The following is a 21,209-nucleotide window of genomic DNA, read 5'->3' as shown; positions in this document are numbered from 1 at the left end:
TGCTGTCCGTGCAGTACCTCCACATCGACCGCGCATTGAAAAAGCACGCAAGCGGTGGCTCGCAGTCCTTGCGCCCAGAGCACGGGCGCTCATAGGTCATCAAGCGCTGGCGCTCTCCGGGCGAAAGCATTGGGACAACCTTCGCTTCTGGCGGCGGACGCAATCCTCCCAACATGGCCATATAGAGGACCCAAGCCAACGGCAGGAGCAGGAAGAGACCCAGCAAAACGGCAAGGGGGGTGCGCCAACGCATCACAGGTCAATCCTTGAACTGACACGCATGGGGGCAACCGGAATCTTCCCACTGCTCAGAAGGAACATTGCACTTTGCTACCCACTCCTCCTTGCTCAAGGGGCAGTCGTGCCGGTGCAGTTCCTCCGCGAGGTCCTTCGCCATCGCCCGATCGATGGTGCCCCCTTCCCGCCACGTCTCCGGGCATCCCGTCCCCACCGCCAGCACCACCGTGAACGCGAACACCCGTCGCCAGTGCATGTGTCCTTCCCGTGGAGGAGGTATCGCTCCCACGCGCCGGCAGCATAGCCCTTCACTTCACCCCTAACGCGGAATCTCCGTCGCGGAGACAGGGGGCTCCACATGGAGCTTGCGCTGCTCCCTCCGCAGGAAACGCTCGAGCCCCACGCGCGTCACCACCCCCACCTGCCCATCTCCCCGCACCGGCAACGCGTCCACCAACTGGATGTCCATGGCCGCGAGCGCCTCGCCCACCGTCGTGTCCACGGACACCGCGGGGGCCTGGTCCGCCAGCGCCGCCACCGTGGACTCGTCCCCCACCTGCCGCCAGCGCTCGCCCAGCGTGCTCGCCGTCACCACGCCCACCAGCCGCCCTCCCGCGTCCCTCACCGGCAAGGCCGCCACGGGCGCCGTGAGCAACCGCTCGCGCAACGCCGAGGCTCCCAACTCCGGCCCCACCGGCTCCATCCACACCACCAGCGCCCCCACCGGCGCTCGCCGCAGCGTGTGCGGATCCACTCCCGACTTCCGCTCCACCAGCGTGTGACACAGCGCCGAGGCGATCGTGCACGTCACCATCAGCGGCAGGATGATCGCGTAGTTGCCGCTCAGCTCGTACACCATCATCAACCCCGTGAGCGGCCCACGCGTGAGCGCCGCCACCGCCCCTCCCATGCCCACCATCGCGTAGGCCCCGCTCGGCGCGGTGATGCCCGGCATGGCCGCGTGCAGCACCTCCCCGAACGCGCCTCCCGCCAGCGCCCCCATCACCGTCATGGGGAAGAACGTCCCTCCCGAGCCTCCCGAGCCCAACGTGAGCGCCGTGGCCACCAGCTTGAGCGCGAAGCCCGAGGCCAACATCACCAGCGGCAGCGCCCGCAGCGCCGCCTCGTTGATGGACTCGTGCCCCGTCCCCCACACCACCGGGTGCACCAGCGCCAGGCACCCCACCAGCAGTCCACCCAGTGCCGCCCTCAAGGGCAGCGGCTGCCGTCCCAGGAAGGCACTCACCCGTCCCGGCTTCTTCCCCTGGAAGAAGTCCTCCACCCCGTGCATCAGCCGGATGAAGACGTACGCCAGCAGCCCCATCACCAGTCCAAGCACCGCGTAGAAGACGATCTCCCAACCGCTCACCATGCTGTAGGACACGCGTTGAATCATCGCCGCGTTGCCCATGACGCCCCGGCCCACCATCGTCGCCGTGACGCTGGCGAGGATGATGGGAGAGAAGACGCGCAGCTGGAACTCGCGCAGGATGATCTCCATCGCGAAGATGGCGCCGGCGATGGGCGCGTTGAAGGAGGCGGCGATCCCCGCGCCCGCTCCACTCGCCAGCAGGATGGCCAGCTCGCGCCGGGTGAAGCCCAGCGTACGCCCCACCGTCGAGCCGAACGCCGCTCCTCCAAATACGATGGGCCCCTCGCGTCCGGCCGAACCGCCCGTGCCGATGGTGATGGCGCTCGCCACCAGCTTCAGCACCCCGTCCCGCCCGGACAGCCAGCCCTCGCGCTCCACCGCCTTCACCACCTCGGGCACGCCGTGGCCATGGGTCTCGGGCCGGTTGCGCAGCACGTGCCCCACCACCAGCCCTCCCACCATGGGCAGCAGCGGCACCAGCCAGGGCTGCACATGCGCGAAGCTCAGCTCCCCGCCCCGCATGTGGCCCACCACCGAGTTCACCGCCGCCACCGCCACCAGCGGGTAGTAGAGCGACAGCGCCCCCAGCACCAGCAGCCCCAGGACCTTCAACCGCCGCTTCACCTCGTCCCGAGGGCCCCCGGGCAGGATGAGCCGCGCGAGCACCAACGCGCCCATTGCCAGGGGGACGCCCACGATGAGGTACTCGAAGTGCCAGCGCGCCTCGGCGAAGGCCCGGGTCAGCGCCTCCCGCGTGCCGGACTCCGGCAGGAACGCGTTCAGCACCCGGGGGAAGCCCAGGGCCACCCCGCTGACGAGCGCGATGAGGTTGGCGAAGAGGCCCGCGGCCAGTCCGCTGTAGAGGCCCACCACCGCGCCCGCCACGGGCAGCACCGAGGGCCCCGGCAACCGCAGACGGTTGGTGGCCGCCAACAGCCTCAACACCAGGCGCTCCAGCCTGCCGCGCACCGTCCTGCCCGACTGCGTAGAAGAGTCCATCTCCGCGACGCCCACCTTCGAGTCAAAGCCATCAGCGTCGCACGCCCCCTCACCTCGAACACCTGTTCTGGTGTCCCGGTGTGGAGTCTTCGACGCAGGACAGGTGAGCTCCTAACGCCCCTCGGCCGTCCACCGCGCACGCGGGGCGAACAGGCGCGCTCCCGAGGGCGCGCTCGCCATCTCCATGGGCACACCATAGAGGGCCTCGAGCCGCTCACGCTGGAGCACCTCCGGCGCGGGCCCCCGGGCCAGCACGTGCCCCTCGCGCAGCAGCAACACGTGCGTGGCGAAGGCCGCCGCCAGGTTGACGTCGTGGAGCACCGCCACCGCGCCCAGGCCCGCGTCCACCCGCGCACGCACCCGCTCCAACGCCCCCACCTGGTGCGCCACGTCCAGGAACGCCGTGGGCTCGTCCAGCAGCAACAGCTTCGGTTGCTGGACCAGCCCGCGCGCCAGCAGCAGCATCCGGCGCTCTCCTCCCGACATCGCCTCGCAGGAGCGCTCCGCCAGGTACGCCACCCCGAGCTCCTCCAACACCTCGCGCGCCACCGCCTCGTCGCTCGCCGAGGTGAGGCCCCACAGGCCCAGGTGCGGACTGCGCCCCATCAACACCAGCTCCAGTCCGCTGAAGCCCTCGGCGGGCTCGAAGCCCTGCGGCACCCACGCCACGTTCCGGGCGAGCGCCCGCGCCTCCCACTCGCTCCGCTCGCGCTCCAGCAGGCGGATGCGGCCGCGCGTCCAGGGCATGGCGCCCAACACACTCTTCAGCAGCGTGCTCTTGCCGGTACCGTTGGGCCCGAGCACCACCCACAGCTCTCCCGCCCGCACCGCGCAGTCCACGTCGCGCAGCACCGGAGCCGGCCCATAACCGGCGCTCAGACCCTGGATGTCGAGGAGCGTGTCCACGGCGCGTCGGAAGGGCCCCGCCTCAGGAGCCCTTCTTCCTTCTCTGGATTTCCCGCTGCAACGCCCGCACCTTGCCGAGCAGCTCGGCGCTCTCGACATCCCCCATGCCCACCACCTCGGACTCGAGGTCCTCGTAGCGGCTGCACAGCAGATCGAGGCTCTCGCACGCGTAGACGCGGGTGAGCGCCTTGTAGGCCGTGCGCGTGCGGACCCACTCCTTCTGCAACAAGGACTGGCGCGAGGGCGGACGCTTGCGCTGGACCTGACGCTTGCTCGAGGCCGAAACCGTGGCGTTGGACGGAGCGAGCGGCGCGAGCAGCGCCTCGTCCGCGGACAGCTCGCTCTCGGGAGAGCCCGTGTTCCCCGTGGGAGCCGCGGCGAGCGCCTCCACCGGAACAGCGGCTGGAGCCTGAGCTTGAGCGGCCGTGCCAGGGTTCTCCGTGTTCGCGGAAGCCGTCCGCGCGGAATCGGCCACGGCGGCGGGCTCCCCGGCCGCGGGAGCCGGAGCGGACGAAGGCGCGGAAGGTGTCGGGGTCTGGGCCGGCTTCTTCCCCTGGAAGAGCGGACGCGCGGGCGGAGGTTCCACCGGCACTTCTTCGCGAGGCGGCTCCAGGAAGACGGCGGCGCTCAGGCCACCGCCCACCAGCAGCAGGAGCACCACCACGGCAAGCAACCCCCACGGGAATGGCCGTGCCGGCACGGACGTGCGGCGGGTGATCTCCGGCCGTGCCGGCGGCTCCGCCTCGCCGCGCCAGCCGCTCGAGGCCTCGCGCTCCTCCTGATTCCGGGCGGTGACGGCCATCGTCCTCGACGTGGAGGTGGTCGGGCGCGGGGGCACCACGGGAGTGCCCGTCGACGTCACGCGCCGCCGGGGCCGCCGCGTCTTGCCCCCTTGGGACACCTCGTCGTCCGGGTCGCGGGTCAGCGACTCATCGAGCACCACGCGCGGCTGGGTGTCCTGGCGATACACGTCCTGCAGGACCACGCGCGGCTGGGTGTCCTCGTGACCCGAGGGCACCTGCATGCGCGGATTCGTGTCCGCCAGGCCCACGTCCACCTCGTCCCCGAGCGCATCTCCGGTCTCGGAGGCGGAGGCACCCTCCTCCTGCTCGCCCGTCTCGTAGGACAAGGGAGGCGCCGGGCGGGAGTCCCGCGGCTCCTCGATGGCGCTCAGGTCCTCGTCCGAGCGGAGCGGCTCGGACCACATGGGCGTGTCCTCGATGGGCACCGGCGCGAGATCCTCCGGAGGCGCCTGCTCCAGCATCGGCACGGCCTGCGGTGCGCCCGGCCCGGAGGACACCACCAGCTCGCGCGTCGGGGCCATGGACCCGGAGACCGGGATGGCCGGTGTGAGCGGGACACGGGGCGAGGACGGCACCGCTCCCATCTGCACGGAAGGCCGGAGAGCCGGGGCCCGGGCCGCACCCGAGCCGGGCTCCGGGGAGAGCACCGGAGGAGCGGCGGAAGCACGGACGGGAACCGGAGCGGGCGCGGGACTCCTGGGCACGACCGGCGCCGTGAGCCCCGAGATGTCCACCGTGGGCGAGCCTCCCGGTGGCGAGTGCCGCTCCTTCCGCGACTCCTCGATGGCCTCCACGGCGACGGCGGGCCGGGTGGGCTCGTCCAGGGCCGAGGCGGGCACGGCCGGGCGCGTCTCGCCGTCATCGCGCACCGGAGCCCCCTCGCGCGTGCGCGGCGTGGGACGGAAGGAGAGCGGCTCGAAGGCCCCCTCCGGCCGGCCCGACTTCGACGACGGCTCGGCCGAGAGCCTCGGCGCGGCACCCTCGGGCGTGCCCACCCCTCCGGACTCCGGCTCGAGCGGACGCGCCGCTTCCCGGAGGCTCGCCAGCAGCCGCCGCTCGCCCTGGTACTCCGGGCCGAACAGCTCGTGCATGTACCGGCTGACGTTCTCCGGACCCGAGGAGGGATCCAACTCCAGCAGGCACGCGTTCAGCTTGCCGCGCAGCTCCTCCGCCGATTGGAAGCGCTGGGCCGGGTCCACCGCGAGCGCCTTCATCACCAACTGCGTCACCGCGGGCGGCGCGGACGGCACCACCTCGCCCAGCGGCTGCACCTCGGGCTGGGCCACCGCGGACATCAGCTCGCCCGGAGGCAGCAAATCGAAGGGGTTCTTCCCCGCGATGAGCTCGTACAGACACAGGCCCACCGCGTACAGATCGCTGCGGCGATCCACCGGCTGGTGCCGCGCCTGCTCCGGCGACATGTAGAGGAACTTGCCGAGGATGATGCTCGGGTTCGTCTTCGCCGCGCTCAGCCGGCTCTTGGCCAGGCCGAAGTCGATGACCTTCACCTCCCCCTCGTAGGAAATGAGGATGTTCTGCGGCGAGATGTCCCGGTGCACGAGGTTCAGCTCGCCCTCGTCATCTCCCTTCTTGCGGTGCGCGTAGGCGAGCGCGTCCAGCACCCGGCCCATCACGAACAGCACGAAGGTGAGCGGCAACGGCTTCTGCCTGTCCCTCGCCCGCGCCGCCACCTTGCGCAGATCCTTGCCGTCCACGTACTCGAGGGCCATGTACGCATCGCCCTCGTGCAGCCCCATGTCCAGCACCTGCGCGATGGAGCCGTGTGACAGCTTCACCAGCGTGCGCGCCTCGCCCACGAAGCGCTCGACGAACTCCGGATCCGCCGCCAGCTGCGGCAGTATCTTCTTGATGACGCACAGCTTCTCGAAGCCCTGGGCGCCCTCCAGCCGTGCGAGGAAGATTTCTCCCATGCCGCCGGTGGACAGCTGGGTCAGCAGCGTGTAGCGGCCGAACGGCACGGGCCGGAACGGACGCAGTCGAGCGGTCGATGACGACGGGTTCATGCCGGACGCTGGGCGCTCATGCTCGCAAGGGGGGCGCACATGCTCGCATTGTTCCGGGTCCGAGTGCGAGTCTCCGCCGAACCATGATTACCACACTTCCACACTTCAGCGCACACCGGGATTGGTGAGCTGGGGGATGTCCTCGTCCACGACCTCGAAGGCGGCGACCTTGTCGCGGGGGGAGCGGATGAGGCGCTCGCCGAGGGGGACGACGTCGAAGCGGGCGCCGATCACCGCGAGCGTCTTGCCGGTGATGAGCACCTGGCCGGGCGAGGCGGTGGCGGCCAGCCACGAGGCCACGCTCACCCCGTCGCCCACGGCGGAGAAGGAGGGGCGGGAGTCGGGGCCCACGAAGCCCGCCAGGACGCGGGCGGTGTTGATGCCGATGCGCAGCTCGCAGCGCTCCTCCGCGGGGCGGCGGGCCATGTGGCGCTCCCAGTCCTCGCGCAGGGCGAGCGCGGCCCGCACGGCGCGCACGGCGTCGTCCGGCTTGGAGGCGGGAGTGCCGAAGAGGGCGCGCAGCGACTCACCGAAGAAGGTCTCCAGGGTGCCCTCGAAGCTGAAGACGAGCCCACCCAGGCGCGAGTGGAAGTCGTTGAGCAGCTCGGTGGTGCGCAGGGCACCGAGCTTCGAAGCCAGCGCGCCGAAACCGACGAGCTCGGCGTGGACGATGGTGAGGTTGCATTCCGCCAGCGCGGGCAACCTGCCACCGGTGCGCTGGACCTCGGCCGTGCGCCGCTCGGCGACCTCGGGCCCGAGGAAGCGCTCCAGGTGGTGACGCAGCGGAGGGGCTCCACTGCCCGAGGCGGCGGAGAACTTCTGCACGCCGGTGGCCACCAGGTGCGCCACGGCGGTGCAGGTGTCGAGCATGATCTCCAGCTCGGTGTCGTTCTTCGCGGAGGTGTTGACGTAGAGGACGCCGGAGAAGGGGGACTCGAGCCCGATGGGGATGCAGAGCACCCGGTCCACACCATAGAGGATGACGCTCTCGCGGCTGGCGAAGCGGCGGTCATCGCGCACGTCACCCACCACGAGCGCGCGGCCCTCGCTGAGGGCCTGCTCGATGATGCCATCGGAGACGGGCACCTCGCCCTTGGCGAGCTTGCCGCGGTGGCGCACGGCGGCGGGCACGAAGACGCCGGTGGGGTGGCGCAGCAGCACCACGGCGGTGGTGGCGTCGATGCGCTCGAGCACCCGGTCCATGGTGGCCTCGAGGAAGTCCGTCAGGGTGGCGGAGGTGGCGAGCGCCTCGGCGGTGTGGAAGAGGAGGAGGAGCGTCTCGTAGGCGCCCCGGGGAGCGGTGGGCGCCGCCGGGAGGATGGGGGCGGCGGTGGCGGGAACGCTGTCGAAGGGGCTGGAGAAGTTGTCGAGCGCCCGCAACAGGTCCACGTTCTTGATGTTCTTGGCGAGGATGACGGAGGCCCCCACGTCATCGCCATGGCCGAAGCGGCGCACGCCTCCGGCGCCCAGGTCCACCATCTCGGTGGCGGCGTTCTCCACCTGGTTGGGCTGGCGCACCGAGAGGGTGTTCTCGCCCAGGGAGATGGTGTCGCCGGGGAGCAGGGCGATGCTGCCCTGCAGGGGCGTGCCGTTGACGCGGCTGCCGTTGCGGCTGCCGAGGTCCTCGATGCGCAGGGTGTCGCCTTCGGCCACGAGCCGGGCATGCCGGCGCGAGACGAGGTCCCCGCCGAGAACGATGTCGTTCTCATCCGCGCGGCCGAGGTGCGTGACGCCCTCGGGAAGCTCGTAGGCAGTGTCGAAGTAACCCGGGCCGTTGATGATGATCTGCCACATCGCGGCGGGGAGATTACACGACCCGGGCGCGCCATTCGCCTGGAGGCGGCGATTGACACCCGGAGTCAAATCCGCCCCAGGGTGGGTGGAACCACGCCGTCAGCGGGGCCGGTGGATCCACACCGAGTCATCCACCCGCGCCACCCGGAAGCGCTGCAATGGACGGGTGGCGGGACCGAGCAGGACCCGGCCATCCTCGCCGAAGCGCGAGCCGTGGCAGGGGCACTCCAGGAGGGCCTGCCCGGGGACGTGGGTGACGTGACAGTCCCCGTGCGTGCAGATGCGCCAGACGGCGGAGAAGCAGCCCGACGCGGTGTGGAGGACCACCACGTCGAGCAGGGCCTCGGGGACGCGTACCGCCGCCGAGCCCCCCGGACGCCTCAGCGCCGGGTACTCCGAGAGCTTGACCTCCACCCAGCCCTCCTCGGGACGGCCGGGGGTGACGCCGCAGGCCTCGGCATCGGAGAACGGGAGCACGGTGGCCTCCCGCCACTCGGGAGCACAGCCGGAACAGAGCGCGGCGAGGGCACAGGTGCCGTGCAGCAGCGAGCCGAGCACGGCTCGCCGGTCCATTCCGGGGGTCTCGGGAGGCGGGGGCGCGTCCATCACTTCCACTCGCAGATGGGAGAGCCGTTCACCACCGCGACGGCGTCCAGGTCGAACCCGCCGGAGGTGAAGCCGTAGCCGTTCTGCCCGCTGTCCCGGATGCGGATGAAGCGGGCCCGGGCCACACCGAGGGTGGACAGGTCGAAGCCGTCCCCTCCCGCCACGGACGGATCCGTGGGGCTGATGCCGTTCTCCGGCGTGGAGAACACGGGCTTCACGCCCGCGCAGCCGGGGTAGCCGTGGGTCCCATCCGAGGGGTCACAGGGGAACCGATGCCACGCCTTGCCGTCCTCGCTCACCTCCACGAAGGCCGTCTCCGCGTAGTTGCTGAAGGCGTTCTCGAAGACGAGCAGGTCCACGCCGGGCCCGTCCTCCACGCCGATGTCGGTGAACTCGAGGACGATCTCCCCCCGCTCGCCGAGCGAGAGCACGTCCAGCGAGCCCATGCCGGAGCCGCCACCACGGGGCGGTCCGAGCACGATGATGGGGAAGCCGTCCTGGCCGAAGCCGGAGGAATCACCGGGCGTGAAGGAGACCACCTTGTCGGCGAACGGGTTGTTCTCACTCGCGCAGACCACCGGGGCCGGGGGGTCCTTCTCCTCCTCGGAGGGACCCCCGCAGCCCGCGGCGAGCAGGCACATGACGAGACAGGCGCGCCAACGCGCCAGGGTGCCGTGCGTCTTCATGGCCCTTAGCGCTGCTGCAGACGGACGAGCCGGCGGCCGTTCTTGTCCTTCACGCCGACGAGCAGATCCTCACCCATGGGCGCCATCGTCACCACGTTGGTGCAGGTGTTGCTGGTGGTGAGGACAGGAGTGAGGTCACCCGCCGTCACGGTGCTGGGGGTGATGCCGCCCACCGTCAGCTCGATGCGCGAGACATCCTGGGTGGCCGTGAAGGTGCCACGGTGCAGCGCCACACCCTTGCCGAACCCCGCGACGCCCTGGAGGTCGTTCTTCGCGTAGAGCTCGATCGCGTTGGGGTTGGTGAGCGCGAAGGTCGTCTCGCCCGAGATCGCCGGCGAGTACACCGCGGGAGCCACGGCGGTCAGGTAGTTGATGCTGTCGTACGGATCAGACGTCGAGGTATCGGAGGCCGCGTAGCCGAGCACGGCCACGTTGTCGCTCGTGACGGCCGAGTAACCGCTGAAGGCACCCGAGACCGGGAAGGTCGCCAGCTTGGAGCCCTGGAAGGGCCTGGTGTCCGTCCGCAGCGCGTAGATGGCGGTGTCACTCCCAGCCACGCCCTCGAGGCCCACGCCATTGATGAGGAAGGCACCGGGGACGGCGGCGGCGGAGAAGTTGCCCGCGGCGGAGACGTAGCGGGTCTCGGCCGGAGTGACCGTGTCGTAGACGAGGACATTGCCGGGGAAGCCTTCCCCGAATTTGGTGTAGCCGGTCAGCAGCCGGGTGCCATCGTTGGTGAGGTACCCGCTCGGGAAAGCACCCTTGTCCGCCTCGGGAATAAGGGCCTGGAGGGGCGTGGTGCTGGAGGCGATGACCGGCCAGTTGCCAAGCGCGTAGAGGCTGTCGTCAGCGCCATTGAAGCCGTACAGCTTGAAGTCGCTGCCACTCGGCACGGCGGTCAGCGCACCGATGCCATCCGGGAGGGTCACGGACTCGGCGGTGGTGAAGCCCGCCTGGAGCTGCAACGTGCCGAGCTTCGCGTCATGCGGCAGGTCCGCGCACGTGACGCCCGCGTCGGTGCCGGCATCGGTCCCCGCATCGGTGCCCGCGTCCGTCCCCGCGTCGGTGCCGGCATCGGTCCCCGCGTCGGCGATGTCCCGCTGCACGCAGCGGTTGTCCACGCACTCGTAGCGCTTGCCCTCGGCGGGAGCGCCCTGCTTGTTCGCGCAGTCGGTCTGGTCGACGCACTCCTCTTCACAGCCCGTGACCAGCAGCCCCAGCGACAGGGTGCCCAGCACCACCACGAAGCGGCCGAACCGGCCCGAACCCATCGTTCCCGTCTTCATTCGCGTCCTGCTCCTCGCCCCCTCGGGCGGAATGCCTTCGCGAGGAGTGGGAGCGGGATACGAACCAGGCACGGCCTGACAGAGGACGCACACGGCGGCGCACCCGCTGCCTCCCCTCGGAGGCCTCGGTGTTGTCCGTGCCACCGGCACGGGTCCTCGGCAGGTTTTCGGACTCACGGGCGGCGTGGCCTCGTGGAGAGGCCACCTTGTCTACTGGCCGTCGCTTCCCAGTCCTCGGGAGAGGACCAGTGCATCCTGACGGTTTTCGTTCCCGTTCACCGCTGCGGGGCAGTCCCGGACTCGCACCGGGTTCCCTCGAATCCCCACCCAGAGGTGGAAGAACCGAAGACGGTGGGCGGGATATGGCGGCGGGGCATCTCTTGTCAACTGCGAGTACCGCGGACTGCGAAGAGCGGTCGGCGGGAGTCGAACCCGCGTTCTCCTGAGTGGCGCTCAGGGGCCTCACCTCTCGGCCACGGCCGCATGTTGCTGGAGCGCTCCTGCAGGGAATCGAACCCTGTTCACACGGTAGACGGCCGTGCTGCGATCCAATCGCATCCAAGAGCTTGTGTCGCGGAAGCTTCAGAGTCCGGGCGGTAGACCACCCTCCAACTCGAGGCCGGAGAGGTCCAGAGCGGCATCCAGACCGGGACGCGAAAGCGCGTCGATGCCAGCGTCAGTATCGTTCAGGGACTCGAGGTTCATCGGGCTCTGCTTCGTCACCGTCGTCATGGTCACCGCTCCTTTCACCTAGAAAAGACGCTGCACGAATCCATTCCTGACAACGCCGGCTCAAACCTGGAGCGATTGACAAAACGGTCTGCCCCCACTACCGCTCGGGCGAAGGGAGATCTCTTGCCGCAGCGTTCGCAGCACTTCGCCGTTCTCGCTTCTCCAGGGTGGGTTGCCCTGCTCGTCGCGTGGTCGCTCCTCGGCGGCACGGCGTGGGCGCAGGCCACCGTCGTGCAGGCGCCCATCGGGGGCCACTCCCTGCTCCTTCCCAACCGGGTCGTCTGCGGCCAGGCGTCGGAGGGCTGGACGGTGGGCGAGGATTCACGCTCCGTCCGCCCACCCCGGGCAGGCAGTGAACGCGTGGGCCAACCGGTGACGCTGCAGGTGGCGCCCGCCGCGAGCGGCTGCACGGGCCCCCAGGAGACGCTCACGCTCGTGGCGACAGGGGCCTTCCCGGAAGTCGAGCCGGCGAGCGTACTGCTGGCCGCGGACGAGGGGCGGCTCGAGCTGCGCGGACGAGGGCTGGCGGGAGCGCAGGTGTTCTGGCCGGGCCCCACTCGCGACGCGCGAATGGAACACGAGACCTGCCTCGGCACCGGGCCCTCGGAGGCTCCGCAACCCTGCGTATTGCCGGTGCGCCGCGGTGTGCCAGCGGACGTGTCCCTCTTCCTGCTTCCGGCGGGGGCGCGCTTCGGTGAAGGCGTCCTCACCTTCAATGCCTCGGGCCGGCGGCTCGAATCCTCGGAGCTGCAAGTGCGCCCGAGCCGCGTCATCCTGTCCTCGGTCCTGCCGGGAGTGCCCGCCCTGGATCTCTCCACGGGAGAAGGCCGTCTGGCGCTGCCACACCCCGAGGCCATCGCGTCCGTCGACTGTGGCCCCGCCCGCTGCGAGCTGAACGAGGGCGGCGTCTCCGTGCGCGCCGTGCCGGGCCTCGTCACGAGTCTGGGCCTCCGGGTACGCCTGGTGCCCCGGGTGTTCGTCGCGCGAGGCGAGGCACTCGACAGCAGCGCCTCCGCGGTGCTGCAACTCCTGCACTGCCCGGTGGAGCTCGTGTCGGGACCGCCGCTGAGGAGCGCGGAGGACATGCGGGTGGTGGTGCGGGTGGACCCGCGCTGCGCGTCCGAGGCGCGGACCTTCCACTGGCGCGCCAACGGCGAGCCCGTCGGGGTGACCCAGGTGGTCCGGGAGGACGAGGCGGCCTTCATGCTGCTGCGGGTGGGGCGCCTGGGGGCGGACCGGCTGACCCTCACGGCCACCCGCTCCGAGGTGGACCCGACCGTGATCGCCACCACCGCGGCGGACACCGTCACGGCCCCCTCCCCTCGCGCACGTCTCGAGCTTCCCGGTTTCGGTAAGATCGACTTCATTCCCACCAACCGGGAGGCGGACCTCTCGGTGGCGTCTCCCGGTGATCGCACGAGGCTCGTGCCGCTGTCCGTCGAGGGGGCCTACTCGGTGCGGACCGAGCAGGGGCGCTTCCGGGTGCGCGGGGATGAGAACAACAGCGGCTTCGTCCCGCTGCGCTTCGGCTACCGCGTCGAGGGGTTGCCGCAGGCCTTGCGCTCGGTGGACCTCGCCGTCGTGTACGAGCGGACCCAACGGGCGCTGCGGGAAGCCTCGGTGCCCGCGCAGCTCAGCGCATCGGCCGAGTCCGAGGAGCCACTCATCGAGTTCCTGTGTGCCGACAAGGACGGGAACTCCCAGCGCATCCATCCTGGCAAGCCGACGCGCATCCCCTTCGAGGCGCGTGACAGTTGCCGCATCATCATCCACCGGGAGCGGCTGCGGCCCGAGGATGGCTTGCAGGAGATCATCCTCGAGGTGGACGTCACGTCCGCCAGCGGCTCGGCGCGAGAGGCCGCGCGGGTGAACGAGCGCATGGTGCTCCAGCCAGGCGGCGAGCCCCGGACGTTCTGGCTCAAGAACGTGCTCGAGCAGTTCGATCGCATCGTCGTACGCGTCAGCCACATCGTGGACGAGTCGCGCTACCTGCTCGCGGCGCCCTCGTCACGGGCCAGCCTGCCCTCGGTGCAGTGGTCGGCGACCGTCGAGGGCTCGCGGCTGCGCCTGTACGCCACCGCCACCATCCCCAGCGGCCTCTACCGGCTGAATCAGCCGACGGGGCAGCTCACGCTGAACTTCGGCCTGCTGTCCCGGCTCACGTTGTTGGACGAGCAGGGCAAGGAGGGACTGCTCGGACTGGAGTTGGGACTGATGGGCGTGGGGCTCGTGCAGACGGGAGGACTGTTGAACGACTATCCCCCCACGCTGGCCGCCGTCGCGGGATTGGGCATCCGCGTCCCGCTGGGAGGAGGCTCCACGGGTGGGCAGGCCGCCTTGAGCATCCACGTCTGGGGAGCCTACGAGTTCCGCGAGGCCTACTTCATCAAGCTCCCGGACGGCTCCGTCGGAAGGGAAGTGGGCCGATGGGCCCTCATCTTCGGACCCAGCATCTCGCTGGGAAACATCGGCATGAACCTCTGAGTACCGCGGGCGGGAGTCGAACCCGCAACCTCTGCGTTCTGAACGCAGCGCCTCTACCAGGTTGGGCTACCGCGGCATGTGCTTCCACTGCTGGACTGTGTGTGCCGGAAGCGGGAGTCGAACCCGCAACCTCCAGACTCTCGATCTGGCGCCTCTACCAGGTTGGGCTACTCCGGCATGGGACTGCTGGGACTGCGAAGAGCGGTCGGCGGGAGTCGAACCCGCGTTCTCCTGAGTGGCGCTCAGGGGCCTCACCTCTCGGCCACGGCCGCATGTTGCTGGTGTTGCGTGTACCCCGTACGGGAGTCGAACCCGTCTTTCCGCATTGAGAGCGCGGTGTCCTCGCCGATAGACGAACGGGGCAGCAGAGCAGGACCCGGAACGACAAGAGGCCGGGTCCCTTTCTGGGAGCCCGGCCCCTGAGTCCCACGCCTCGTCTGGGACGAGGTCGCGGAAGCTTCAGAGTCCGGGCGGTAGACCACCCTCCAGCTCGAGGCCGGGGAGGTCCAGAGCGGCATCCAGACCGGGACGCGTCAGCGCGTCGATGCCAGCGTCAGTGTCGTTGAGGTGCTTGAGGTTCATCGGGCTGTTCTTCGTCACCGTCGTCATGGTCACCGCTCCTTTCATCGAGAAAAGACGCGGCGAAAATCCGTTCCTGACAACGCCCGCTCACCCGCCTCGCATGCCCCTCAGCCCGCCGTGAGCCGCCCGCTGCGGTACAGGAGCGCCAGGAAGAGCGGTCCGCCAAGCAGCGCCGTGACAGCGCCCACGGGAATGGACTGGTTGAACACGGGGTAGAGCAGCCGCGCCAGCAGGTCCGCGAGCGTGAGAAACGCCGCGCCCCCGAGTGCCGAGAGCGGTACGAGGAGACGTTGGTCGGGCCCGAGAGTGAGCCGGAGCAGGTGGGGCACGAGCAGTCCCACGAAGCCAACGAGCCCCGAGAGCGTCACGACCCCCGCCACGCTGGCGCTCGCCGCGAGGAGCAACCACCGCCGGGTCCGGACCACGGGCACTCCGAGCGAGGCCGCGTCCTCATCTCCCAGGGTCAGCAGGTTGAGCCGCCCCGAGAGCGCGATCATCACCCCGATGGCCACGGCCTGGAGGAGCGCGGACAGCACGAGCGTCCCGGGTTCCTCCGAACCGAGGTCACCGGCGAGCCAGGAGAGGATCGCCTCCAGCCTGTCCCGGCCGGCGAGGGTCTTGATGAGGGTGATGGCCGCCGCGGCGAAGGTATTGAAGATGACGCCCGTGAGGAGCACCGCATGGGGAGCCCGGCCACCGTGCCCCCGGCTGATGGCGAGCACGAAGAGCATGGCCGACACGGCTCCGAGAAAGGCGAACAGTGCGGGCGCGGAGAGGCGGGCCAGTCCCCCTCCCAGCCCCGGGGCCACATCCTCCACGTTGGCCAGACCCAGGGCCAGGGCCAGGGTGGCCCCGAGCGCCGCGCCTCCCGAGACGCCGAGGATGAAGGGATCCGCCAGGGGATTGCGCAGCACGCCCTGCAGCGTGGAGCCGGAGGCGGCGAGCCCCGCCCCGACGATGGCCGCCAGCAGGACATGCGGCAGCCGGACGGACCAGAAGACATGGCTGTCCGTGGAACCAGGGTGGGCGAAGACCTTGACGAGGGACACGGGCCACTCCCCGAAGGAGACGGCCGGCACGAACGTGGCGAGCAACAAGACGAGGAACGCACCGCACAGCCCGAGCGCCCGGGCGGGAGTGAATCCCCTTCTCATGATGTGGCGCTGACCCATCCCTCGTGCTCCACGTTCAGCGCGGGGTGCCCGCGTCGGGCTTCTTCGCCGCCGGATGCAGCAGCGCGAACAACTCCTCCAGCCCGCGCCCCAACGAGGGCCCCGGCTGTAGCAGCGCCATGGATGGCAGCTCCACCCACCGGGCTTGTGAGAGCGACGGGAGTGCGGCCACCTTGTCCTTGCCCACGTCCACATCCGCGGCATCCACCACCACCTCTGGCCGCGAGCCCACCGCGCGCTCGAGCGAATAAACGGCGTACGCCGAGCCCGCTTCGGAGGCGACGTTGATGGCTCCGGCATCGCGCAACAGCTCGTCCGCGAAGGAGCCCGGCCCGGCGACGACGAGCGGCTCGAAGCCATAGACGAACAGGACTCGGGGCGCCTGGGAGCCCTTCGCCCGCTCACGGATGCGGGCCCGGGTGGACTCGATGCCCTGGACGAGGGCCTCGGCCTCCTTCTGCTTCCCCAGGGCCTTGCCCACCGCACGCATCGCCTCCAGCGTGTCCGCGACGGTATGGAGTGGCAGCAACAGGATGGGCACTCCCACCCGGGCCATCGTCTCCACGGCGCGCTGATTGCCAGGACCAGGCTGGACGAGCACGAGGTCCGGCTCGAGACCCACCACCCGCTCGATGGATGGATTCACGAAGCCTCCCACCCGGGGAAGGCCGGCGACCTCCTTCGCCTCATCGAAGGTCGAAACGCCCACCAGCGTGCTCCCGGCGCCCAGGGCGATCACCGTCTCCGTGAGCGACGGAACGAGCGTCACCACGCGCTTCACCTTCTCGGGGGGCTTGGGGCCCAGGAAGCGTGGCCCTCCCTGGGTAGGAGCCGCGTGCACGGCGGTGACGAGGCACAGCGCGGCGAGCAGGACGAACGGAGCGAGACGGGTCTTCATGGGGAGGCTCAGGGAATCGCGACGACATCACCGACGAGGGAGGGCCCACGGCTGCGCGGACAGGCGAGGATGGGGGGCTCGGCACCGGGCCCCAGCCCGCGCCGCTCCACGAGCGAGTCACCCACCACCTCGACGACGAAGACGCGGCCCGCGTTGTTATCGCCCACGTAGGCGCGGCTGCCCACCACGGAGAAACGGCCCGCGGACGGGAGCGGACACGAAGTCCCCGCCGGGCACCGCAGCGCGAGCGAGGCCACCACGCGGCCGTCCGTGCCGAGCAACACCAGGCCCGTGCCCTGAACGTCGATGAGGTTGAAATTGCGGTCATAGACGCCCGCGCCGCCGCAGCTCACGAGCAGCCGCTCGCCCACGGGGACGAGCCAGAACGGGTTGAGGCAGCCCGTGCCGAGCTCGATGGGCTCCACCGCGCCGGTGGCGGGATCGATGCGGGCCAGGAAGCCGGGACCTCCGACGGAGTAATCCCGCAGGTCCAGGTTGCCGAGCGCGGCGTACACCCGGCCCTGGTGCACGGCGATGCCCGCGGGTGAGGGAGCGGTGGTGCGGCCCGGGAAGGGCTTCAGGGCCTCGCCCGTGGGCAACTGGAAGGTGTTCGTGAGGGTGGGCGCGGTGGGGTCGGCCACCGAGACCCGGGCCACCTTGCCGCCCGCGGACGCATCCGTCTGCAGGTTGCCCAGCAGCGTGACATAGACGTCCGAGCCATCCAGCACGAAGCCATACGGGTTGGTATTCGCGCCGAAGTTCACGCTGCCCACGTCGGTGAGCGGGATGCCATTGGGGAAGCGGGGGCCCGTACCACCGGCGGGCTCCCCGTCGCGCCGGAGCACCTGCAGCGTGTTGCTGGTGGAGTTGAGGACGAAGACGTAGGGCTCGCGCACGAGGAGGTGGTTGGGAACCAGACCCGTGACGTTCCAGGCGGGCAGCTCGCCATAGTCGGAGAGCCGGGCCTGGCGCAGCCGCATGGACGCATCCAGCACCAGCAACACGTCCTGCATGCGCGCGACGGTCTGGGGACTGGTCCCCACCGCCACCGAGGGCCCCTTCACGTCCGGCCCGGCCTGGATGCCCACCACCTGCCCGGTGTTGAAGCACGCGGCGATGACGTCATAGGTGCAGGTGCCGCCCCGGCAGCTCCGCGAGTCCGCGCACACGTTGCCGCAGGCACCGCAGTGGAAGGCATCCGTGTCCAGGTCCACGCACGAGCGGTCACAGCGCTCGGAAGTCGCCAGCGAACAGGCCGCCTTGCACTGCCCCTGCTCACACACCTGGTCCGGAGCGCAGGCCGTGCCCCCCTCCCCCGCGCAGCCGCCACAATGAGCGGGGTCCGATGCGGTGACGACACACTCGCCACCGCACGACGTGGCGCCCGAGCGGCACTGACAGCCGCCCTCGACACACACTTCCGTGGAGGAGCAGACCACGCCGCAGGCGCCACAATGGGACGAGGTGCTGGAGAGGTCCACGCACGTATCGCCGCAGCGCGTCTGCCCCTCGGAACACAAAGCCCCTTCGTCCGGACACCCCATCAACAACAGGGACAGTGTCACCAGGAGTAGCGCCGTGTATGCCCCCTCTCCCTCTGGGAGAGGGCTGGGGTGAGGGTCTTTCCTGCTCATGGTGTCTCCGTCCCGGAGAAGTTCCCGGCCACCGACAGGTACACGGCGCGGCCGGGGAGGGGGTAACCAACGAAGTCCTCGGCGCGAGCATCGAAGAGGTTCTTCACCTCGCAGGAGACCGTGAGCTCCGGGCGCGAGCCAAAAGTGCTGGCCAATCCGGCATGAACGAAGGCGCGCCCGGGCAGCGACATCGAGCCATCCCGGGTGAGCGAATGGGCCGACTGGGCCACCACCTCCATGCGCCCCGTGAGCCACCGGGGCCCGCCCATCACCCGGGCCGCCAGCTTGTGCCGGGGCCGGTAGGGCAGCTCACGCAGGTAGAAGCGCTCATCCCGCTGCAGGTCGCTCGACACGGTGAGCGTGTAGCTGAAGGCGCCGGAGAGCAACGGATGCGGGCGCCACTCGCCCTCGGCCTCGAGCCCCACCACCCGCGCGCTGGCGAAGTTGTACGGCCTGGCGGCGCCGGGCGGGTAGGCCTCGTAGGAGATGAGATCCTCGTAGAGGCTCGCGAAGCCGCCCACCGAGGCGAAGGACTCGTCCGAGCGGTGCACCACCGCCGCGTCCGCGTACAGGGCGCTCTCGGGGCGCAGGTCCGGGTTGGGCAGCAGCGTGCCCTGGCGCACGTACAGCTCCAGGAACGAGGGAGCACGGTGGGCCCGTCCGGCGTTGGCGCGCAGCTCGAAGTCCGCGGGCAGCTCCACGGTGACACCCACCTTCGGGGACAGCAGCGTGTACGGGCCCGCACGATCCACGCGCAGCGAGGGCGCGACGGTGAGCTGCCCGTCCCACAGCAGCACCTCGTCCATCGCCATCACGCTCGCGCGCAGCCACGACGGCTCTCCCCCGGAGGCCTCGTTCGTGTCGGCGGCGGTCACGGACTCACCGCCCACGCTCACCACCGCGGACAGCGCGTGCCATCCGCCCAGCAACACCTGCCCCTCCAGCTCCACCCCGCCCAACTGCTGCACCTGCGGCTCCGACTGGCTCCACGAGCCACCCGCCAGCGCGATCCGGTCCCGGCGGTAATACGCACGCGCGTTCGTCCGCACGCCACCCGGCAACGTGCCCATCACCCGCAGGCTCGCCGAGCCACGTCCTCCCGACTGCCGCGCATCCACGCTCGGATTCTGCGAGGTGCCCGCGAGGCCACGCTCGTCGAAGGACAGCTCCCCCAACAGGTCCGCGGAGAACCCCCCACCCAGCTCGCGCCGCAGCCGCAGCAGCCCCCCTGCCCCGCGTGCGTCGTTGTTGGTGCGCCGCTCCTCGACGAGCGCATCTCCGGGCAGCGTGGGGCTTGGATCAAAGAGGTACGGGAAGCGCCCGCTGGAAGTGCCCCCATGGACGAGCACCAGCGCCTCGCCGCCCGCGAGCGGCCCCGAGGCGGACAGCCACCCGAGCGCCGTGTCCCAGCTCCCGTACGAGAGCTCACCCGACACGCGCGCGTCCACACCGGGACGGCGGGTGATGATGTTGACGACGCCGCCCAGTCCTCCCGAGCCGTAGCGTGCTCCCGCGCCGCCGCGCAGCACCTCGAAACGCTCGGCCATGGCCGCGGGCACGCGCGACAGGTCCGCGATGCCTCCGGGCCCATTGAGGGGAATGCCATCGAGCAGCACCAGCGTCGCGTTGGAGGACGCGCCCCGCACCACGAGGCTCTTGCTCTGCCCGTAGCCGCCCACGTCCTGCAGCGTGACGCCTGGAGCGGTGGACAGCATCGCCGCGGTGTCCCGGGCCGCGCCGCCGAACTCGTCCACGCGGATGACGGTGAGGGCGCCGCTCGGGTCCCTCCGTGACGCCGAGTCCGGGGGCGCGGGAGCCTCGGCCGTCTCCACCACCTGCACGGTGGGAACGCGGAAGGGCTCGCCCCCAGGCGCGTCCGGGGCCGGTGGGGCCGGAGTCTCCTGGGGAGGCGGCGCCGCCTGCTGCGCAAGCGCGGAACCGCTCGTGCTGAGCGCCAGGCAGAGCAACCGCCCGGCGAGGTGCGACCGCCGCATGTACCCGCCTTCCGCTCTCTCCGTCGAAGAGAGAAGGCCAACGCGGGCAGCTCGCGCCCACACCCCTGGGCAGGTCTCCTGGCTTCCGGGCTCCGGCCGAGACGCACGCCGCGTCTCCCAGAAGGGCTCCTCCACCTTCCCCCGGTTGGAAGGCCGGAGTGGCGACTGCCGAGGATCCCTGCCCTGACCTCAGGGCTGCCCGATCACAGTGGCGGGACCGCGCCGGACTCGCACCGGCTTCCCTCTTGAAGGCCCGGCATGGGCACCCAAGGGCAGGCCCTTCCTAGGGGCTCAACCCCCGCGCGTCAAGCCACCGTCGGTGACGTGCGGGGTCGCCCGGGCCCCGCGGGAGTGACGCGCCAGCCAGTCGAGGATGAACTGGTTGAAGGCGGAGAAGTCGACGAAGGTGGCCAGCACGTCGCCGAAGCGCAGCGAGGCCCGGTCGAACAACGGCGTGGGCCGGCCAGGAATCAACAGCGTGCCGTTGTGCCAGGTGCCGTTGTGGCTCCCGTCGTCGGCGACGTACCAGACGCCCGTGTGCTTCTCCTCGCTGAAGGTGGCGTGTACCCGCGAGACCGTGGGGTCCTCGACGACGATGTCGTTGTCCGGTGTACGCCCCAGCGTGATGCCCGGAACCGGCGAGGTGAGGCCCTGTGGCCGCTTGCGCACCTCGAGCACGAGGGGCTCGGCGAGCGTGGGCCGGCGCAGCGAGAGGCCCGTCATGGTGCTTCGGGTGAAGAGAGGACGCACTCCCATGGGAGGCGCCTCCCACACCAACACCGGCCAACGCACGGCGTGGCGCACGGAGTGCGGGTCATCGAGGAACTGAGAAGCGAGGGCGGAGAACTTCAGATGCACGGGACAGCCCTCCAGCACGCGAGGGGATACGCGAGAGGGTGTGCATGGAGGGTGATCCGAGCCAGTCCCCCCTCGGCCGGTGAACACGAGCGGGACAGCCACGCTGGAAGTGCGCGCCCGTCCCGTACTTCGGACACATGAG

Annotated in this window: 16 protein-coding genes, 5 tRNA genes and 2 riboswitches; of the genes, 1 reads left to right on the top strand and 20 read right to left on the bottom strand. The window is 70.5% G+C overall.

Annotation, left to right across the window (positions count from 1 at the left end; all coding sequences use genetic code 11):
* Positions 1 to 259: 259 nt before the first annotated feature.
* From Q664_RS48390 to Q664_RS59770, 10 genes are all read right to left on the bottom strand, one after another.
* Positions 260 to 493: a hypothetical protein gene (locus Q664_RS48390; RefSeq protein ID WP_043413260.1), complete on the bottom strand. Its 234-nt coding sequence runs from the start codon at positions 491 to 493 to the stop codon at positions 260 to 262.
* A 63-nt stretch (positions 494 to 556) separates the two neighbouring features.
* Positions 557 to 2,608, bottom strand: a complete 2,052-nt coding sequence (locus tag Q664_RS48385; RefSeq protein WP_052519638.1) for a chloride channel protein — start codon at positions 2,606 to 2,608, stop codon at positions 557 to 559.
* A 111-nt stretch (positions 2,609 to 2,719) separates the two neighbouring features.
* Complete coding sequence (locus tag Q664_RS48380; protein ID WP_043413256.1) at positions 2,720 to 3,514, bottom strand: ABC transporter ATP-binding protein; 795 nt, start codon at positions 3,512 to 3,514, stop codon at positions 2,720 to 2,722.
* Positions 3,515 to 3,536: 22 nt separating this feature from the next.
* Complete coding sequence (locus tag Q664_RS48375) at positions 3,537 to 6,248, bottom strand: serine/threonine protein kinase (protein ID WP_043413345.1); 2,712 nt, start codon at positions 6,246 to 6,248, stop codon at positions 3,537 to 3,539.
* A 198-nt stretch (positions 6,249 to 6,446) separates the two neighbouring features.
* The gene (locus tag Q664_RS48370) at positions 6,447 to 8,135 is read right to left on the bottom strand and encodes an adenylate/guanylate cyclase domain-containing protein (RefSeq protein ID WP_043413253.1); all 1,689 of its coding nucleotides are present in this window, start codon (positions 8,133 to 8,135) and stop codon (positions 6,447 to 6,449) included.
* Positions 8,136 to 8,234: 99 nt separating this feature from the next.
* Positions 8,235 to 8,708 (bottom strand): QcrA and Rieske domain-containing protein, encoded by a 474-nt coding sequence (locus Q664_RS48365; RefSeq protein WP_084610970.1) that lies wholly within the window; start codon positions 8,706 to 8,708, stop codon positions 8,235 to 8,237.
* A 32-nt stretch (positions 8,709 to 8,740) separates the two neighbouring features.
* A complete protein-coding gene (locus tag Q664_RS48360) occupies positions 8,741 to 9,427 on the bottom strand; it encodes a cell surface protein (RefSeq protein ID WP_152622791.1) in 687 nt (228 codons plus the stop codon).
* Positions 9,428 to 9,432: 5 nt separating this feature from the next.
* The gene (locus Q664_RS48355) at positions 9,433 to 10,713 is read right to left on the bottom strand and encodes a hypothetical protein (RefSeq protein ID WP_043413250.1); all 1,281 of its coding nucleotides are present in this window, start codon (positions 10,711 to 10,713) and stop codon (positions 9,433 to 9,435) included.
* Between the two features lie 141 nt (positions 10,714 to 10,854).
* Positions 10,855 to 11,075: riboswitch (cobalamin riboswitch) on the bottom strand.
* Between the two features lie 49 nt (positions 11,076 to 11,124).
* A tRNA-Gly gene (locus Q664_RS48350) sits at positions 11,125 to 11,196 on the bottom strand.
* Positions 11,197 to 11,295: 99 nt separating this feature from the next.
* Positions 11,296 to 11,445 (bottom strand): hypothetical protein, encoded by a 150-nt coding sequence (locus Q664_RS59770; RefSeq protein WP_160174666.1) that lies wholly within the window; start codon positions 11,443 to 11,445, stop codon positions 11,296 to 11,298.
* A 123-nt stretch (positions 11,446 to 11,568) separates the two neighbouring features.
* Here Q664_RS59770 and Q664_RS48345 point away from each other — a divergent pair, with 123 nt between their 5' ends.
* On the top strand, positions 11,569 to 13,929 hold the full coding sequence (locus Q664_RS48345) for a hypothetical protein (protein WP_052519636.1): 2,361 nt from the start codon (positions 11,569 to 11,571) through the stop codon (positions 13,927 to 13,929).
* Between the two features lies 1 nt (position 13,930).
* Here the strand turns inward: Q664_RS48345 and Q664_RS48340 are convergent.
* The 10 genes from Q664_RS48340 to Q664_RS59760 form a co-directional block, all read right to left on the bottom strand.
* Positions 13,931 to 14,005: transfer RNA gene (locus tag Q664_RS48340), tRNA-Leu, on the bottom strand.
* A 26-nt stretch (positions 14,006 to 14,031) separates the two neighbouring features.
* Positions 14,032 to 14,106 (bottom strand) — tRNA-Leu (locus tag Q664_RS48335).
* A gap of 23 nt (positions 14,107 to 14,129) precedes the next feature.
* Positions 14,130 to 14,201, bottom strand: a tRNA-Gly gene (locus tag Q664_RS48330).
* Positions 14,202 to 14,220: 19 nt separating this feature from the next.
* A tRNA-Glu gene (locus Q664_RS48325) sits at positions 14,221 to 14,292 on the bottom strand.
* A 96-nt stretch (positions 14,293 to 14,388) separates the two neighbouring features.
* Positions 14,389 to 14,538 (bottom strand): hypothetical protein, encoded by a 150-nt coding sequence (locus Q664_RS59765; RefSeq protein ID WP_160174665.1) that lies wholly within the window; start codon positions 14,536 to 14,538, stop codon positions 14,389 to 14,391.
* Positions 14,539 to 14,618: 80 nt separating this feature from the next.
* Positions 14,619 to 15,665, bottom strand: coding sequence for a FecCD family ABC transporter permease (locus tag Q664_RS48320; protein WP_052519641.1), 1,047 nt, complete (start codon positions 15,663 to 15,665; stop codon positions 14,619 to 14,621).
* Between the two features lie 34 nt (positions 15,666 to 15,699).
* Positions 15,700 to 16,581 (bottom strand): ABC transporter substrate-binding protein, encoded by an 882-nt coding sequence (locus Q664_RS48315; protein WP_052519635.1) that lies wholly within the window; start codon positions 16,579 to 16,581, stop codon positions 15,700 to 15,702.
* Between the two features lie 8 nt (positions 16,582 to 16,589).
* Positions 16,590 to 18,146, bottom strand: coding sequence for an MXAN_6577-like cysteine-rich protein (locus tag Q664_RS48310; RefSeq protein ID WP_235217169.1), 1,557 nt, complete (start codon positions 18,144 to 18,146; stop codon positions 16,590 to 16,592).
* A gap of 65 nt (positions 18,147 to 18,211) precedes the next feature.
* Complete coding sequence (locus Q664_RS48305) at positions 18,212 to 20,209, bottom strand: TonB-dependent receptor plug domain-containing protein (protein WP_043413241.1); 1,998 nt, start codon at positions 20,207 to 20,209, stop codon at positions 18,212 to 18,214.
* 51 nt (positions 20,210 to 20,260) lie between these two features.
* A riboswitch (cobalamin riboswitch) is annotated at positions 20,261 to 20,494 on the bottom strand.
* Positions 20,495 to 20,500: 6 nt separating this feature from the next.
* Complete coding sequence (locus Q664_RS59760) at positions 20,501 to 21,067, bottom strand: FHA domain-containing protein (protein WP_052519634.1); 567 nt, start codon at positions 21,065 to 21,067, stop codon at positions 20,501 to 20,503.
* Positions 21,068 to 21,209 lie beyond the last annotated feature (142 nt).

This window comes from Archangium violaceum Cb vi76 (assembly GCF_000733295.1).
Classification (GTDB): domain Bacteria; phylum Myxococcota; class Myxococcia; order Myxococcales; family Myxococcaceae; genus Archangium; species Archangium violaceum.
This window is presented reverse-complemented; position numbering and strand designations above follow the sequence as displayed.